Here is a 16,016-nt window from a genome sequence, read left to right on the forward strand (position 1 = left end):
GGGCTCGGCGGCGTCGTCGCCGGCGGTCTGTGCTACTTCGGACGCGCGGTCGCGTGAGGGCGCGGAGCGGGTGTCGGCAGCGTTGTCCCGCGTGAGTTCAGGCGCGGGCTCGGGCGCGGCGTCGAACAGCGTGGGCTGCTCGGGCTGCGGCGCGGAGGGCTCCTCGGGGTCCGCCGCGGGTGGCGGGGGCGGCACGTCGAAGAGTGCGGGCTGTTCGGTGTCACCTGTGTCGTGCGGGGAAGCCATGCGACCACGGTACCGGTCGGTGCGCGGGCCGTTATGCGTGTCGGATGACCGTGATGTGATCACCACATGCGAACGCAGCGTGAACCGTCTTGGCGCGTCCTCCCGCCCCGCGGTGTCGAATCCGGCGGGGCGGACCCGGAGCTGGACCCCGCGCAACGCACCGTCGTGGAGCTACCGGCCGACCACGGGCCGGTCCTCGTGCTGGGAGCGCCCGGGACGGGGCGCAGCACGGTGACCGTGGAGGGTGCGGTGCGACGGATCGTCGAGGGAGCCGATCCGCAGCGCCTGCTCGTGCTCGCGCCATCGCGTGAACTGGCGGCCACGCTGCGGGACGAGATCAGCCGCCGTGCGCGCGCGACCATCAGCACGCCGCTCGTGCGCGCGTGGCAGGCGTACGCGTTCGACGTCCTGCGCCGCGCACAGGCCCAGGACCTGTTGTCCGGGGTCACCACCACACCGGTGTTGTTGTCCGGGCCGGAACAGGACGCGTTCCTCGCGGAGATGATGCGCGGGCACGCTGCCGGGTACGGCAGCCCCGTGGTGTGGCCCGCGGAACTCGATCAGGCGCTCGGCACGCGCGGCTTCCGCGGCGAATTGCGCGAGCTGTTCGACCGCATGAACGAATACCGCCTGGCGCCCGACGTTCTGGCGCGCTGGGCGCAGCCCCTCGGTCGCCCCGAGTGGCGCAGCGCGGCGGCGTTCCGCGCCGAGTACCAGCAGATCCGCGCCCTGCGCATGCCCAACGCCTTCGACCCGTCCGAGCTCGTGGACCGCGCGGCCCGCGTCCTCGAGGAGAATCCGGATTTCCTCGCCCGGGAACAGGACCGGTTGGACGTCGTGCTCGTGGATGACCTCCAGGACGCCACCCCGTCCGCCCACAGGCTCATTGGCGTGCTCACCCGGGGCCGGGACGCCGTGTTCACCGCCAATCCGGACACCACCGTCCAGGGGTTCCGCGGGGCCCGTCCGGACCTGTTGCGCACGCTCGAGGACCGGGTGGGCACCCCCGCTCGGCCACTGCAGCGCTTGCAGCTAGGCACGAGTCACCGCATGCCACTGCGGGTCAAAGAGGCGTGGCAGCGCGTGGCGCGGGCCATCTCGGTCGTACCGGGGGCCCGCGTCCAGCGCGCCCCCGAGCAACCCCGTGCGACCGAGCACATCGCCTCCCAGGCAACCGACGCCCACACAGCCGACGCCCTCCACGCCGCCGACGACGCCCACCCTGCCGACGACGCCGCAGCGCCGGGTTCGGTGCGCGCGGCGCTCTTCGATTCGCCCACGGCCCAGGCGCGCTGGTGCGCGGACCACTTCTTGCGTTTGCACGTTTTGCACGGCGTGCCCTACCGGGACATGGCGGTGATCGTGCGCAGCGGTTCTCAATTGTCGGCGCTGACCCGGCAGCTGTCGGCGCTGGGCGTGCCCACGACCACGTCCGCGGCCGAGACCCCCTTGCGCGAGGAACCCGCGGTGATCCCGCTGCTGCATGCCCTGCGCTTGTTGCTCGCGGCGCAGGATGCGGTCGCGGAACCGGACGGAGCACTTGATCAGGAAGCACAGGAGGCCGGCCCGGGCCGGGGTGGGCAACCGGGCGACGATCCCGATTCCGCTTCCGGAACGTCGATGGAGGGCTCGGAGGCCGAGGACGCGGACCGTGAGCGGGCCGCCCACCGATCCATGCTCACGGCCAGTGCCGCGGTGGCCCTGTTGACGTCGCGGATCGGCGGGGCGTCCCCCATGGAGGTGCGCCGGATCCGCCAGAAACTGCGCGGTTACGAGCTGCGTACCGGTGGTGGACGCACGAGCGACGACCTCCTCGTCCAGGCGCTCGCGGACGGTGTGTTGCTCGAGCTCGCGGAGGTGCACTCGGATTCCGCGGCGCGCGTCGCTGACATGCTCCAGGCCGGTCAGGAGGCGCTGGACGAGCCCGGCGCCACCGCTGAATCCGTGTTGTGGGCCCTGTGGGACGCGTCCGGGGTCGCACCGCGCTGGCGGCGTCGTGCCCTGGCCGGGGGAGCGGAGGCCGTGCGGGCGGACCGGGACCTGGACGCCGTCGTCGGACTGTTCGAGGCCGCCGAACGGTTCGTGGACCAGGTCCCGGGCGCCACGGCACGGGCGTTCATGGACTACATGGACCACCAGGAATTGCCCATGGACACCCTGGCGGCCCGAGCACCGGCGGAGGACAACGTCTCGGTGATGACCCCCGCGGGGTCGGCGGGCCGGCAGTGGGCGCACGTGGTCGTCGCCGGGGTGCAACAGGGGGTGTGGCCCAACACCGCCCTGCGCGGTCAGTTGCTGGGAACGGACGTGCTCACCGACGCCCTGGACCACGGGCCGGAACAGGCCACACGGTTGAGCGCGGTGGACCGGTTGCGGCAGGTGCGCTTCGACGAACTGCGGCAGTTCGCCACGGCCGTCTCCCGCGCCACGGCCGGCCTCACGGTCACCGCGGTGGCCAGCCAGGACGAGCAACCGTCCGAGTTCGTGGACCTCGTGGCCGGTGGGAGCCGCGACGATCCCGGCATCTCCGTCGAGGAACTGAGCGCACCCGAACCCCTCACGTTGCGCCAGCTCACGGGTGCGCTGCGCCGCACCGTGCAGCAACCGGACGCGGCCGCCCACGAACGAGAGGCCGCCGCGCGTCTGCTGCATGATTTCGCCGCGCTCGCAGAGCCCGTACCGGGTGCCGCACCCGAGCAGTGGTGGGGCCGCAACGCTTTGTCCACCGAGGACGCGCTGTTCGCACCGGACGAGGCGGTACGGGTCTCCCCGTCCACGATCGAGACGATCCACCGCAGCCCGCTCGACTGGTTCGTGAGCGAGGCCCATGCCACCGAGGTGACCGATCTGCGGCGCAGCCTGGGAACGCTCGTGCACGACATCGCCGAGCGACTCCCGGACGCCGACAGCGTCGAGTTGATCGCGCACCTGCGCCGCCGCTGGCCCTCCCTGGGCATGCCCCACGGCTGGACGGGGGAGCAGGAGCTCGAACGCGCGGAGAAGATGTTGCGTAAGTTCGCGCAGTACTCGCGGGAGATGCGCTCCGAGCACGGGCGCGAGCTCGTCTCGGTGGAGGGCAGTTTCGAGGTCCTGGTGCGCAGCGAGGCCCGGGACGCCCTGCTGACCGGGCGCGTGGACCGGCTGGAGGTGGACGCCCACGGGCGCCACGTCGTCGTGGATCTCAAGACCGGCAAACACCAGCCGACCAAGAAGGACATCCCCGAGCACCCGCAGCTGGGCGCGTATCAGGTGGCATTGCAGGCCGGCGCCGGGCGGGCCATGCAGGAGGCCTCCCGCACCGAGGATCTGCATGAAACCCGACGTCCGGAGCGCATCGAGCTGCCCGAGGGCGCCGTGTCCGCCCAACCAGGGGGAGCGCTGCTCGTCCAGCTCGGCGGCCCCGCGGCGTCACCCGGTGTGCAACTCCAGGACCCCCTGGACGAGGAACACCGCTGGGCGCGGGACCTCATCACGCAAGCGGCCCTCCTCGTGGCGGGCACGCGATTCGAAGCGCGGCACACCGCGGATCAGGAGGCCGGGTTCGGGATCCGGTGCTCCGTCCCGTGGCTGTGTCCGCTGTGCGCCCAGGGAAGGCAGGTCACAGAGCAATGACCCAGCAGGATTCCGCCCCCCAGCCCCGCTCACCGCAGGACGTCCGGTACTCCCCGTACGAGATCGCGGAGGCGCTCGGGGACTTCCCGCCCACCGAGCAACAGGCCGCGGTGATCGCGTCCCCGTTGACCCCACGACTGGTCGTGGCGGGCGCGGGCTCGGGTAAGACGACCACCATGTCCGATCGCGTCGCGTGGCTTGTGGCCAACGGGCTGGCCCGCCCGGACGAGATCCTCGGGGTCACCTTCACTCGCAAGGCCGCGGGCGAACTGTCCCAGCGGATCAACCAGAAGCTGCGGAACCTGCGCCGCGCGGGACTCATCGACGAGTCCGAGGACGACGACGCCCCGGCCGCGGCGCAGGAGCCCACGGTCAGCACGTACCACTCCTACGCGAACTCGCTCGTACGCAGTTACGGGCTTCGGCTGGGCGTGGAATCGGACACCGTCCTGCTCGGTCAGGCCCAGGCCTGGCAACTCGCACACGACCTCGTGCAGAGCTGGGACGGCCCGTTGCCCGCGACCGTGCCCGCCGCATCCACGCTCACCACGGGTCTCATGCAGTTGGCGTCCGAGGCCTCGGAGCACCTCGTGGAACCGCGCCGGATCCACGAGTTCGTGGGCCGGCTGCGTGCGATGTGCCTGGACACCCCTCCGGACGGGCGGAAGAAGTCCCCGGGGCGCAAGGTGCAGGACGCCGTGCGCCGGATGGAGCAGACTGAGGTCCTCGCGCAGCTCGTAGAGCGCTTCCGCGCGGCCAAGCGCGTGGACTCGGCGCTCGACTACGGCGATCTGCTGGCACTCGCGGCACGGATCGTGCGGATGGACCCCCACGCGCGCGCGGTCGAGCGGGAACGTTTCTCGGTGGTCCTGCTGGACGAGTTCCAGGACACGTCCCACGCCCAGTTGGCCCTGTTCTCGGGATTGTTCGGGGAGGGGCACTGCGTCATGGCCGTGGGCGATCCCCAGCAGTCCATCTACGGCTTCCGGGGGGCGTCCTCCGGCCAGCTGTTCAGTTTCGTGGAGAACTTCCCGGTCCGGGGGTCCTCGGACGTGGAGCCGTCCCGGTTCGCGGACACGAGTTTCCTCACCACGGCGTGGCGCAACAGCCTCGCGGTCCTCGAGGTGGCGAACGCCGTGGCCGAGCCGCTGCGCACCCCGCCCGCGTGGAGCCGTTCCGCGGCCACGGTCGAGGTCCCGCCGCTGGACCCGGCGCCGGGTGCGGTGCGCGGTCGTGTGCGGGTGAGCCGCTACTTCACGGACACCGAGGAGGCCCAGGCCGTGGCCGCGTCGATCCACGACCAGCGGGCCGCGCATCAGGGCCAGGCCCCGGACGAGATGCCCACCATGGCCGTGCTGTGCCGCAAACGCGCGCAGTTCGAACCCCTGCGCCTGGAACTCGAAGCCCGGGACATCCCCTACGAAGTGGTCGGGCTGGGTGGGCTGTTGCACACCCCGGAGGTCGCCGACGTCGTCGCGATGCTCCACGTCCTCACCGATCCGGGCCGCTCGGACGCCCTCGCCCGATTGCTCGCCGGTGCCAAGTGGCGGCTGGGTGCACGCGACCTCGCGGCACTCGGCGACTGGGCCGCGGCCCTCGAGCGCGGCCACGAGCGGGCCGCGCGCGGCGAGGATCCGGAGCCCGCCGACGACGCGGCCACCACCGGCGAGAATGCCGAGGAGCCCGTGGTCATGGCGGACATCGTGGACCGCGCGAGCCTGATCGAGGCGCTCGAGACACTGCCCCCCGAGGGCTGGGTCTCCTCGCGCGGCCGCGGGATCAGTGCCGAGGGCGTGCGCCGGTTGCGCGCATTGCGCCGGGACGTGCGAGACCTGCGCAGTGTGCTCGGGGACGAGCTGACCACCGTGATCCACGAGGTCGAGACCGTGCTGGGCCTCGATATCGAACTCGCAGCGCTGCCCGGGGAGGATCCCGTGCACGCGCGGCGCAACCTGGACGGCTTCCACGACCAGGCGGTCCAGTTCACGGCCACGACCCGCACGCACGACGTCGCCGCGTTCCTGGACTGGCTCGAGGCCGCGTCCCACGAAGAGAACGGCCTGGAACTTCCGCCCGCGCACACGCGCCGGGACGCCGTACAACTGCTCACGGTCCACGCCTCCAAGGGCCTCGAGTGGGACCACGTCTACGTCCCCGGGCTCAACAAGAACGACTTCCCCTCCAAGAAGTCCTCCGCGTGGACCCTGGAAGCGGCCAAGCTGCCGTGGCCGTTACGGGGCGACGCCGCTCAGTTGCCCCAGTGGGATGCGCGCGTCTCGGACGTGCGCGAACTCGAGAGTTCTTACGAGGAGTTCGCGGAGGACGTCGAACAGTACGACCTCGCCGAGGAACGTCGGTTGGCCTATGTCGCGTTCACACGCGCCAAGTCCCTGCTCGAACTCTCCGGCAGCGTGTTCCGGGGCACCGCCCAGGAGGTCAAGGAGGCCTCACCGTTTTTGCTCGAAGCGCGGGAGTTGCTCGAGGGATCGAGCCCCGGTTTCGAGGCGGGTCCTTGGGTCGAGCCGGAACCGGATGCCACCAACCCGCAGCGGGACACCCGGGTCAGCGCGCTGTGGCCGTACGACCCCGTGGAGGGACCGGAACTCGTGCGCACCGAACGCTCCGCGGACGGCGAGCACATGGAAACCGTGATCGCTCCGGCACACCGAGGCCGCCGAGAGGTCATGGAACGCGCTGCCCGCGCCGTGGCCGAGCGCGGTTTCCCGGACACCCGCGAGCTCACGGACGAGGAGTTGGCACAGGGGCCCTCCGGTGACGTGGTCACGCGGTGGCGGCGCGAGGCCGAACTGTTGCTGGGTCGCCGCGCGGCGTCCGAGGAGGACCGCAGCGTGCACATGCCCTCCCACGTCTCGGCGTCCGCGCTCGTGGCCATGGACACCGATCCCGAGGGGTTCATCAGCAGTCTGCGCCGACCCATGCCACGCAAACCGGGCTCCGCGGCCCGGGCGGGTACGGCGTTCCACACGTGGGTTGAGAACTACTTCGGGGACTCCGCGATTTTCGACGCGGACGAACTGCCCGGTTCCGACGACTACGTGGACGAGGACCTGGACCTGCCCCGGCTCGCCGAGACCTTCCGGAACAGCCCGTGGGCGTCCCTGGAGCCCTACGCGATCGAACTGCCCGTGGAGACCCCGGTGGGGTCGCTCACGGTGCGCGGTCGGATCGATGCCGTGTTCCGCACCGCGGACGGCTGGGAACTCGTGGACTGGAAAACAGGGCGAATCCCGCACGGTCGGGAGCTCAAGCGCAAGTCCGGGCAGCTCGCGCTGTACCGGTTGGCGTTCGCGCGGTTGCACGAGGTCCCGGTGGAGCTTGTGTCGGCGGCGTTCTACTACGTGGCCGCGGACCAGGTGGTGCGTCCCCACGACCTCGCGGACGAGACGGAACTCGAGGCCGTGGTGAGCTCGCTCTACGAGGTGGGCGTGACGGATCCGGACGCCGCGGAGGAACCGCCGGTGGAGGAGCCGCGCTCGCCGGAGTGATGGTCGGGGGACAAGCCGTCATCGCTGGGGTGACCGTCCGGGGCGGAGTCGTCGTCGAGGGCGCGGCCGTCGGAGTCAGTGCGGTCCACCGAGTCGACGTCGGAGTCGCCGGCCCGATCCGCACCGGACGCGGCAGCCGACGCGGTCGAGGCGGGCGGCGGACCGGCCACCCCCGGGGACGGCGACGCGCTGGCCCGCACGTCCGCCGCGAGGGTCGTGAGCATCCGCTGGGCGTTGTCCACCATGGACGTGATGCCCCGGTCCACACCGCGCACGAGCCATTCCGCGAGCGCGAACTCGGCCTTGAGGTGCGCGCGGCGCAACAGATGGCGGTCCGGGGGTTGGACGGCCGCCACGGAGTAGGCCTCTAGCACGGTGTCCGCGAACGCAGGGTCTGACATGCCCACGAGCCATGAGAAGTCCACGGCGGGATCGCCCACGTGCAGATCGCTCCACCCCGTGAAGGACGCGAGTGAACCGTGGTCCACGGTGATGTTGTCCTCGTGTAGGTCCCCGTGCACCACGCGCGTGGAGAACTGCCACAGCGTGGTGTCCTCAAGGGCCTCCTCCCACCGACGCAATAGGTCCCCGGGGATCAGCCCCGTGGTCGCGGCCTGATCGAGATCGTGGAGCATGCGCTTGCGGCACTGTTCGGCGCTGTAGGCGGGCAGGTCCGCGTCCATCACGAGCGCACGGGGCAGAGAATGAAGGCACCCGAGCGAACGGCCCAGTTGCACGGCCAGGGGGGCGCGCGGCGTCGCACTCGGGGAGGGCGTGTGCACGGGAGGTTCGGGATGTTCGTTCTGCCGCTGGAACTCCCGCAGGCTGAGCGTGTGACCCGGCAGGTGCGAGTAGACAAAAGTGCGCAACCCGTCCTGCGCCACGGACCCCGCGACCGTGGGCAGGTGGAACGGCAACCGCGAGCGCACGGACGGGGTGAACGCCTGCAACACCAGGTGCTCGGTCTCCAGGCGCATGCTCGCTTCGGTGTTCAGGGGACTGCGGACGCGCCAGCGGCGACCCTCGGAGTCCTGGACCACGCACGAGCGGAAATCCGCGGCGTCGTCGGGAGAAGGACCGGTGGCCACAGGGGCCACCCCGGGCACGGCCGCGGCCGCGACGGCGGCCAGCAATTCGGGGGTCGTTCTCACCTCACCCACCCTACCGGCCTCGGCCCGGGGCGGGCTGTCCACCGCGGCCCGTGAGGATGTCCGGACCCCGGTCTACAGTGGTCGGATGATCTCATCCCAGGACCGTCCCGGCGCCGTCGCGCCCCTGCTCGACGACGCCCAGCTGCCCTTCGCCGGGCGCCCCTTCGACCGGGACGCGGTCGCCCGGGAGCACCGCGATCTCGTGGCTGAGGCGCTCGCCTCGCCCACCGCGCGGGTGCTCGTGCTGCGGGGCTCCCAGGCCCCCACGCGCGACGGCGCCCTGGTCCTCCCGCTCGTGGCGGAGGTCCCGGGACCCACGGATGATGCCGGCCGCCCGGACGTGTACCTGGGCCGCCTGGCGGACGGCACCCAGGTGATCCTGCGCACCTTCCCCGAGGACACCCAGCTGTCCGGTCTCGACGGTGCCCGGTGGGAGGGGCTGCGCACGCTGGCCACCGTGGTGGACCCCGAGCAGACGTCGTTGCTCGTCACGGCGCAGGCGGTGGCCTTGTGGCACCGCGACCACCCGCGGTGTCCTCGCTGCGGGGCGCTCACGCAGAGCATCCGCTCCGGGTGGGCCCGGCGCTGCCCCGAGGACGACTCGCTGCACTTCCCCCGCACGGATCCAGCGGTCATCGTGGCGGTGGTCGAGGACGGCCCGGACCCGGCATCGCCGCGCATCCTGCTGGGCCGCTCTGCGGCATGGGCCGGCAACATGTACTCCACGTTCGCAGGCTTCGTCGAGCCGGGGGAGTCCGCCGAGCAAGCGGTCGTGCGCGAGGTGGGCGAGGAGGCCGGGATCACGGTGGACACCGTGCAGTACCAGGGCTCTCAGCCGTGGCCGTTCCCCCGCTCCCTGATGCTGGGCTTTCGCGCCGTGGCCCACACGTCGGTGGCCGAGGCGGACGGCGAGGAGATCCTGGACGTCCGGTGGTTCACGCGCGAGCAGCTGCTCACGAGCACCCGCACCGGTGAGGTCACGCTGCCGGGGAGGGTGTCGATCGCGCACGCGCTGATCGTCAGCTGGCTGGGCGAGGACCTCCCGGGGACCGACTGGTGAGCGTGGAGCAGAGCGCCGAGGAGCGGATCCTCGGAGGCCTGGACCCGGAGCAGCGCGTGGTCGCGACCACACTGAACGGTCCGGTGTGCGTGCGCGCTGGAGCGGGCACCGGCAAGACGCGGGCCATCACCCACCGCATCGCGTGGGGCATCGCCTCGGGGGTCTATACCCCCCAGAAGACCCTGGCCCTGACCTTCACCGCGCGCGCCGCCAATGAGATGCGCCAGCGGCTGCGGGCTCTCGGGGCTCCCGGTGTGCAGGCCCGGACCTTCCACTCTGCCGCCCTGCGCCAGCTGCAGTACTTCTGGCCGCAGGCCGTGGGTGGGCCCCCGCCGGGGCTCGTGAACCACAAGGCGAGACTGATCACCGAGGCCGCCCAGGCCATGCGCCTGACCACGGACCGGGCGACCGTCCGGGACGTCGCGGCCGAGATCGAGTGGGCCAAGGTCTCCATGCACACCCCGGACACCTATCCGCAGGCGGCGGGCCAGCGGGACATGCCCGCGGGCTACGACGTCCGCACCATGCAGCGGCTCTACCAGTCCTACGAGGACCTCAAGGCGGACCGGCACCTGATCGACTTCGAGGACGTCCTGCTGATCACGGTGGGGATCCTGGAGGAGGACGAGCGGATCGCCGCGGCGGTGCACGCGCAGTACCGCCAGTTCGTGGTGGACGAGTACCAGGACGTCTCGCCCCTGCAGCAGCGGCTGCTGGACGCGTGGCTCGGCTCCCGGGACGATCTCTGCGTGGTGGGGGACGCCTCCCAGACCATCTACTCCTTCACGGGCGCCACGTCCCGGCACCTGCTGGAGTTCCCGTCCCGGTACCCCGGGGCGTCCGTGGTGGAGCTGATCCGCGACTACCGCTCCACCCCTCAGGTGGTCAACACCGCCAACCGGCTGCTGGCCGCGCGCCGCCCGTCCCTCACGTCCACCCCGGACACGTGGGCCACACCGCTGCGCCTGGTCTCCCAGCGCCCCGCGGGCCCCGAGCCCGCGTGGAACGAGTACCCGGACGACGAGGCCGAGGCCGCGGGCGTGGCCGCGCGGATCCAGGACCTGATCGACGACGGCGTGGCCCCGCACGAGATCGCCGTCCTGTTCCGCACCAACGGCCAGTCGCAGGCGTTCGAAGCCGCACTCGCGGATGCGAACATCGGCTTCCAGCTGCGTGGCTCCGAACGGTTCTTCAACCGGCCCGAGATCCGGCAGGCCATCGTGCAGATCCGTTCCGCCGCACGCACCGCGGGCGCGGACCGCGCGGACGTCCCCCAGCAGGTGCGGGACATGCTCGGTTCGCTCGGCTACACGGAGCGGGCCCCGCGCTCCGACAGTGCCACGCGCGCCAAGTGGGAGTCCCTGCGTGCACTCGTCTCGCTCGCGGACACCATGGCCCGCCGCGCCGTGGCGGACGGCGAGACGCTGTCGCTCGCCGGTTTCGCGCGGGAGATCGAACGCCGTGCGACCACCCAGGAGGCCCCGGTGGTGGACGGGGTCACGCTCGCGTCCCTGCACTCGGCTAAGGGCCTGGAGTGGGATGCCGTGTTCCTCGTGGGGCTCTCCGAGGGACTCATGCCCATCAGCTTCGCCGACACCCCGGATGCCATGGACGAGGAGCGCCGGCTGCTCTACGTGGGGATCACCCGCGCGCGGGAGCACCTCGTGCTCTCGTGGTCGCTGTCCCGGACCCCGGGCGGTCGGCCCAACCGGGCCCGGTCCCGTTTCCTCGACGCCGTGCTGCCCCCCACGCCGCGCACCCCGGCACGACGCCGCGGCGGCCGCTAAGCGGGTGCGGCCGAGGCCCGGCCGGGACGACCGGTACCACCACCCGGTGACGCGCTGTGTGGTCGCAGCGCGGCGGGTGAGCGTGGACCGGGACCGGCCCGTGTGGCGTCGTCAGCTGCGCTCCGCGCTCGCCCAGAACTCGGTGGCCAGGCGGGCGAACTCGTCGGGCCGCTCGATCATGGGCCCGTGGCCGGTGTCGGGAAACCGGTGGCTGCGAGCCCCCAGGGCCTTCGCCCCACGGGCGAGGTGACGGAAGGGCAGCACGGTGTCCTTGTCGCCCCACATGATGAACACGGGAACACCGGTGGCCCGCACGCGGGGGAGCAGCCGGCGCCGCCAGGGCCGCTTCACACCCGCGATCGAGCCGATCGAGCGCAGCATCTGCAGCATGGCCTCGGAGCCGCCGGGGCGCTGCGCGAGCTCGTAGCCGCGTTCCACGCGCTCGGGCGTGGCCAGGGCGGGGTCGTGGTACATGGCCCGCTCGGAGCGCAGCGCACCCTTGCGGCTCGGTGCCAGTGCGCGCTCGCCCACCCCGGGCAGCGCCGCGAGACGCAGGGCCGGGCTCACGCCCCGTCCGAATCCTGCGGAGTCCACGAGCAGCAGGCTGCGCACGAGTTCCGGGTGGTCGGCGGTGAGCTGCATGGCCACGGCCCCGCCCAGGGAGTTGCCGGCCACGTGGGTCGGCGCAATGCCCTGGGCGCGCACGAACTCCGCCACGCGGGAGGCGAGATTCGAGAGGCTCATGCCCTCGGTGGGGACCTCGGAGCCACCGAAGCCGGGGAGGTCCACGCTGATCACACGGTGCCGCGCGGCCAGACGCTCGTGCTGCTCGTCCCAGTCGGCCAGGCTGCGTCCGATCCCGTGGATCAGCAGCACCGGGGTGCCCTCACCGGTCTCGCGCCAGCTCAGCCCGTTCCACATCTGCGTGCTCACGCGCCCACCCCCGAGGTGGTGCGGGCGGGCACCGTGAACTCCAGTTGCTCGTCCTTCTCGGCACCCGGACGGAACAGCACCCGGTCCCGCAGGTAGTTCTGCCGCACGTTCCATGCCCCGTCGCGGCCCTGGCGGGGCAGCAGGTGTGCGCCACGCTGGATGTAGCCGGAGGCCAGGTCGATGAGCGGGCGCAGCCCGGTGCGGGGGCCGGAGTACCGGGGCGTGACGGCCACGGCGCCCTCGCGGTCCATGCGGTCCAGCAGCCGCCGGAAGTACTCTGTGATCAGGTCCACGCGCAGGGTCCACGAGGAGTTCGTGTACCCGATGGCGAAGGCCATGTTGGGGACGCCGTCGAGCATCATGCCGCGGTAGCTCACGCGCGCGGCCGGATCCACGGTCTCCCCGTCCACCACGAGATCCATGTTCCCAAGAAACTGCACGTTGAGCCCCGTGGCGGTGACGATCACGTCCGCCGGGAGGTGACGGCCCGAGCGCAGCTGGATCCCGTCCGCGGTGAAGCGTTCGATGGTGTCCGTGACCACCTCGGCGTGCTCCCCGCGCACAGCCTTGAAGAAGTCGCCGTCCGGTGCCGCGCACAGCCGCTGGTCCCACGGGTCGTACTCGGGGGTGAAGTGCTCGTCGACCGGGAAGGTGGGGCCCAGGTGCTTCACAGCCCCGCGGTGCAGCAGGTCCCGCATGGCCTGCGGTCGGCGGCGGCTGAACTCGTAGATGGCCATGGAGCGCACGATGTTGCGCCAGCGGTTGGCCTCCCCGGCCACGCGCGGCGGCAGCCACTTGCGCAGCTTGATGCCAGTCTCGTCCCTGCCGGGCACGGAGGCCACGTAGGACGGGGAGCGCTGCAGCATGCTCACGTGAGCGCCGCGGTCCGTGAGCGCGGGCACGAGGGTCACGGCGGTGGCGCCGCTGCCGATCACGACCACGCGACGGCGCGCCACGTCCAGGTCCTCCGGCCAGTGCTGCGGGTGGACCACGGTCCCCTCGAACTCGGACAGCGTGGGCCAGTCGGGGGTGAAGCCCTCGTCGTAGCGGTAGTAGCCCGTGGCCATGAACAGCCACCGGCCGGTGAGCTGCTCGGCCCCGCCCGTGTGGACGTCGCGATGCGTGACGGTCCATGTGTGGGTTTCGGAGGACCACCGTGCCTGCTCGGCGCGCCGCCCGAACCGGATGTCCTTCGTGACGTCGGCCTCCTCGGCCGCCGCGTGGACGTAGTCGAGGATGGTGTCCCCAGTGGCCAGGCTGCGCTCTCCCGTCCAGGGGTGGCTGCGGTAGCCGAAGGTGGCCATGTCCGAGTCCGAGCGGATACCCGGGTACCGGAAGAGGTTCCACGTGCCGCCCATGTCCTCGCGCGCCTCGAGGATGCGGACGGTGCGGCCGGTGCCGGCGAGCTCCCGAGCGGCGCCGATGCCGGAGATCCCGGCACCGATGATGATCACGTCGACGTCCTGAGTGTCCATGTGGTTCTCCAACTTCCTTGCGGTCTCGCGCCCCGGTCGGATCCGGGTGGTGCAGCCGGTGCCCGACGGCGTTCCCGACGGGTACCGGCTCCGAAATCTCGCGGCGACGTGGCCGCTCCCAGTTCCCTGCATGCAGGCCGTGCGCCGGGAGGGGCCCGGGTCGGCAGCGGTCCATGTCGGTGCACACTAACGCGCGTTAGCTTGATGGTTGTCGAGTGTAACAGCTCACATTCGTGGGGCATCAGGGCCCGGCGGCGGTGGGCCACTCGCTACCATGTGGCTACCGACATCCAGGGAGAACTCACGAGCATGCACCGGCACCGCACCCCCGCACGGCGGGCCACGAGCGCCGACGTGGCACGGCTGGCCGGGGTCTCCCGCACCACCGTGAGCTTCGTGCTCAACGACACCCCCTCGCAGTCCATCTCCGCGGGCACCCGACGCCGCGTGCTCGACGCCGCCCGGGAGCTCTCCTACGCGCCCTCGGCGGAGGCGCGGGCGCTCGGCCGGGGCCGCTCCACCTCCGTGCTGCTATACCTCCCGCCGGCGGGGTCCCTCACCGAGGACATCGGGGTGATCGTGGAGCGGCTCTCGGTGCTGTTCTCCGAGGTGGGGCTGTCCATGGTGATCCATGCGTGGACCCGCCGCCCCGCCGCCCGGGTCTGGTCCTCCGTGACGCCGGCCGCCGTGCTCGCGTGGGACCTCGCGGAGGACGACGCCGAGCGCATGCGTCGAAGTGGCGTGCGCGGCGTCGTCTCCTGGACCGGTTCGGACGACATGGGGCGGTGGATCACGGGTCTCCGTGAGCGGGACATCGCCAGGGTGCAGGTGCAGCGGCTCGTGGCCGCGGGCCATACGCACCTGGGCTATGCGATCACGGGCGCGGAGCACATGCACGGCGTCTCCCAGTGGCGCTTCGAGGTGCTGCAGCGAGAGTGCGCGGCCCGTGGCCTGCCGCGCCCGAGCGCTCTTCCCCTTCCTGCGGATCCCCGCGGGGCGGCCGATGTGCTGCTGCAGTGGCGCGAACGGCACCCGGGGGCGTCCGGGGTGTGCGCCCACGACACCACCGCCGCGCTCGCCGTCCTCTGCGGGATGCGGCGGCTCGGCTGGAAAGCGCCCGCGGACCTCGCGATCGTGGGGGTCAACGACTCCCCGGCGGCGGCGCTGGCCGACCCTCCGCTGACCATGGTGGCGCTGGACCCGGAGGTCACGGCCCGGCACATCGTGGCCGTGATCAACGCCCTGGTGCGGGACGAGCCCGCACCCTCGCCCCCGGACACGGCGGGGGCCTTCACGGTGGACCGCGACTCCGTCTGAGCGGGCACGGGTGGTACGGCGCACTCCGCACGCACGGTTCACAGCCCGGTGAACGCGAGGGAGCACAGGCACCTCGGATCCGGGGCCAAAGGCAGAACCGTCAGCCCCCGGCGCAGCACGAGGCACGCGTCCGGACCGGCAGGTGACTGCGTTCCGGACGGGGGCCGGGCCGGCGGTGGGCCGGACGGTGCCGTTCCGGTGCCGGCAGGTGGCACGTCCGGGGGAGCGTCGTGTGGCGGGTCGGACGGTGCCGCCCGCGGAGCGGCGTCGTCCCGCAGCACGTGGGACAGCAGGCGACCCGCGATCTCCCCGGTGGCCACCGTGCGCGTCAGCACGGCCACCGTCCCGTCCTGACGCGGAAGCAGAGGCTCGCCGGGCGTGGGTGGGGACCCACGGAACGCGCGTCGCGCTTCACGGACCGCACTCGCCACACAGGCCCGGCACGGGCGATGCGCCCAGTCGGTGAGGGGCCAGACAACCACGGACCCGCCGTCGCGGACCACGCTCAGGGTGGGCAGCGCCGGGTCCAGCTCCGGGGAGGGAGCCGTGGCGAGGTCCGCCACGAGATCACCGGGCACGGACCACGTGTGGAGCACCACGGCGGTGGGCACCGCCGCCGATGGGAAGAGCTCGGGTGCGCTGAGCGGGGCGCAGCGCGGGGATCTGCGCCGCAGCAGGGTCCTCAGCACCAGTTCACGTGGCTGGCCCTGGAACTCCGCGGGATACGGGCCGTGGCGGACGTCCGCGGTCCCGACGGGTGCAGGATCCCGGATGTTGAGCAGGCAGACCCCGGCCTCCGCGAGCGCGAGGCACACGGCGGCGGTGAGGGGGTCGAGCCCGAGCACGAGAACGCGCAGCTCGTCGAGCGCCGGGGGAGCGCAGGGTTCCTCGGGGGCGGTTGGGCAACGGTGGGTCATGGCACCAGGGTT

Annotated in this window: 9 protein-coding genes; 5 read left to right on the forward strand and 4 right to left on the reverse strand. The window is 72.1% G+C overall.

The annotated features are described in order from the left end of the window. The first annotated feature begins 312 nt into the window (after positions 1 to 312). Both Q9R22_RS04580 and Q9R22_RS04585 read left to right on the forward strand, forming a co-directional pair. The gene (locus Q9R22_RS04580; RefSeq protein WP_131332611.1) at positions 313 to 3,858 is read left to right on the forward strand and encodes an ATP-dependent DNA helicase; all 3,546 of its coding nucleotides are present in this window, start codon (positions 313 to 315) and stop codon (positions 3,856 to 3,858) included. After that, the gene (locus tag Q9R22_RS04585) at positions 3,855 to 7,364 is read left to right on the forward strand and encodes an ATP-dependent DNA helicase (RefSeq protein ID WP_131332612.1); all 3,510 of its coding nucleotides are present in this window, start codon (positions 3,855 to 3,857) and stop codon (positions 7,362 to 7,364) included. Before Q9R22_RS04580 ends, Q9R22_RS04585 begins: the two co-directional genes overlap by 4 nt. On the opposite strand, the gene Q9R22_RS04590 is transcribed toward Q9R22_RS04585, so the two are convergent. Next, positions 7,292 to 8,515, reverse strand: coding sequence for a macrolide 2'-phosphotransferase (locus Q9R22_RS04590; protein ID WP_242670636.1), 1,224 nt, complete (start codon positions 8,513 to 8,515; stop codon positions 7,292 to 7,294). The two genes, Q9R22_RS04585 and Q9R22_RS04590, sit on opposite strands and share 73 nt — an antisense overlap. A gap of 85 nt (positions 8,516 to 8,600) precedes the next feature. Here Q9R22_RS04590 and nudC point away from each other — a divergent pair, with 85 nt between their 5' ends. Together nudC and Q9R22_RS04600 are read left to right on the forward strand one after the other, a co-directional pair. Beyond that, positions 8,601 to 9,575, forward strand: coding sequence for an NAD(+) diphosphatase (nudC, locus tag Q9R22_RS04595; RefSeq protein ID WP_131332613.1), 975 nt, complete (start codon positions 8,601 to 8,603; stop codon positions 9,573 to 9,575). Next, positions 9,572 to 11,362 carry an ATP-dependent helicase gene (locus tag Q9R22_RS04600; protein WP_131332614.1) on the forward strand — a complete coding sequence of 597 codons (1,791 nt, stop codon included), beginning with the start codon at positions 9,572 to 9,574 and terminating at the stop codon, positions 11,360 to 11,362. Before nudC ends, Q9R22_RS04600 begins: the two co-directional genes overlap by 4 nt. 111 nt (positions 11,363 to 11,473) lie before the next feature. Here the strand turns inward: Q9R22_RS04600 and Q9R22_RS04605 are convergent, their stop codons facing one another. Together Q9R22_RS04605 and Q9R22_RS04610 are read right to left on the reverse strand one after the other, a co-directional pair. Continuing rightward, complete coding sequence (locus Q9R22_RS04605) at positions 11,474 to 12,295, reverse strand: alpha/beta fold hydrolase (protein ID WP_207387885.1); 822 nt, start codon at positions 12,293 to 12,295, stop codon at positions 11,474 to 11,476. Next, a complete protein-coding gene (locus tag Q9R22_RS04610; protein ID WP_131332615.1) occupies positions 12,292 to 13,770 on the reverse strand; it encodes an NAD(P)/FAD-dependent oxidoreductase in 1,479 nt (492 codons plus the stop codon). The genes Q9R22_RS04605 and Q9R22_RS04610 overlap by 4 nt, the downstream gene beginning before the upstream one ends. Before the next feature lie 276 nt (positions 13,771 to 14,046). Between Q9R22_RS04610 and Q9R22_RS04615 the strand changes: the two genes are divergently transcribed. Next, the gene (locus tag Q9R22_RS04615; RefSeq protein WP_242670637.1) at positions 14,047 to 15,087 is read left to right on the forward strand and encodes a LacI family DNA-binding transcriptional regulator; all 1,041 of its coding nucleotides are present in this window, start codon (positions 14,047 to 14,049) and stop codon (positions 15,085 to 15,087) included. Between the two features lie 38 nt (positions 15,088 to 15,125). On the opposite strand, the gene Q9R22_RS04620 is transcribed toward Q9R22_RS04615, so the two are convergent. Next, positions 15,126 to 16,004: a hypothetical protein gene (locus Q9R22_RS04620; protein ID WP_131332616.1), complete on the reverse strand. Its 879-nt coding sequence runs from the start codon at positions 16,002 to 16,004 to the stop codon at positions 15,126 to 15,128. Positions 16,005 to 16,016 lie beyond the last annotated feature (12 nt).

Source organism: Kocuria sp. PD6 (assembly GCF_031844145.1).
GTDB lineage: Bacteria > Actinomycetota > Actinomycetes > Actinomycetales > Micrococcaceae > Kocuria > Kocuria marina.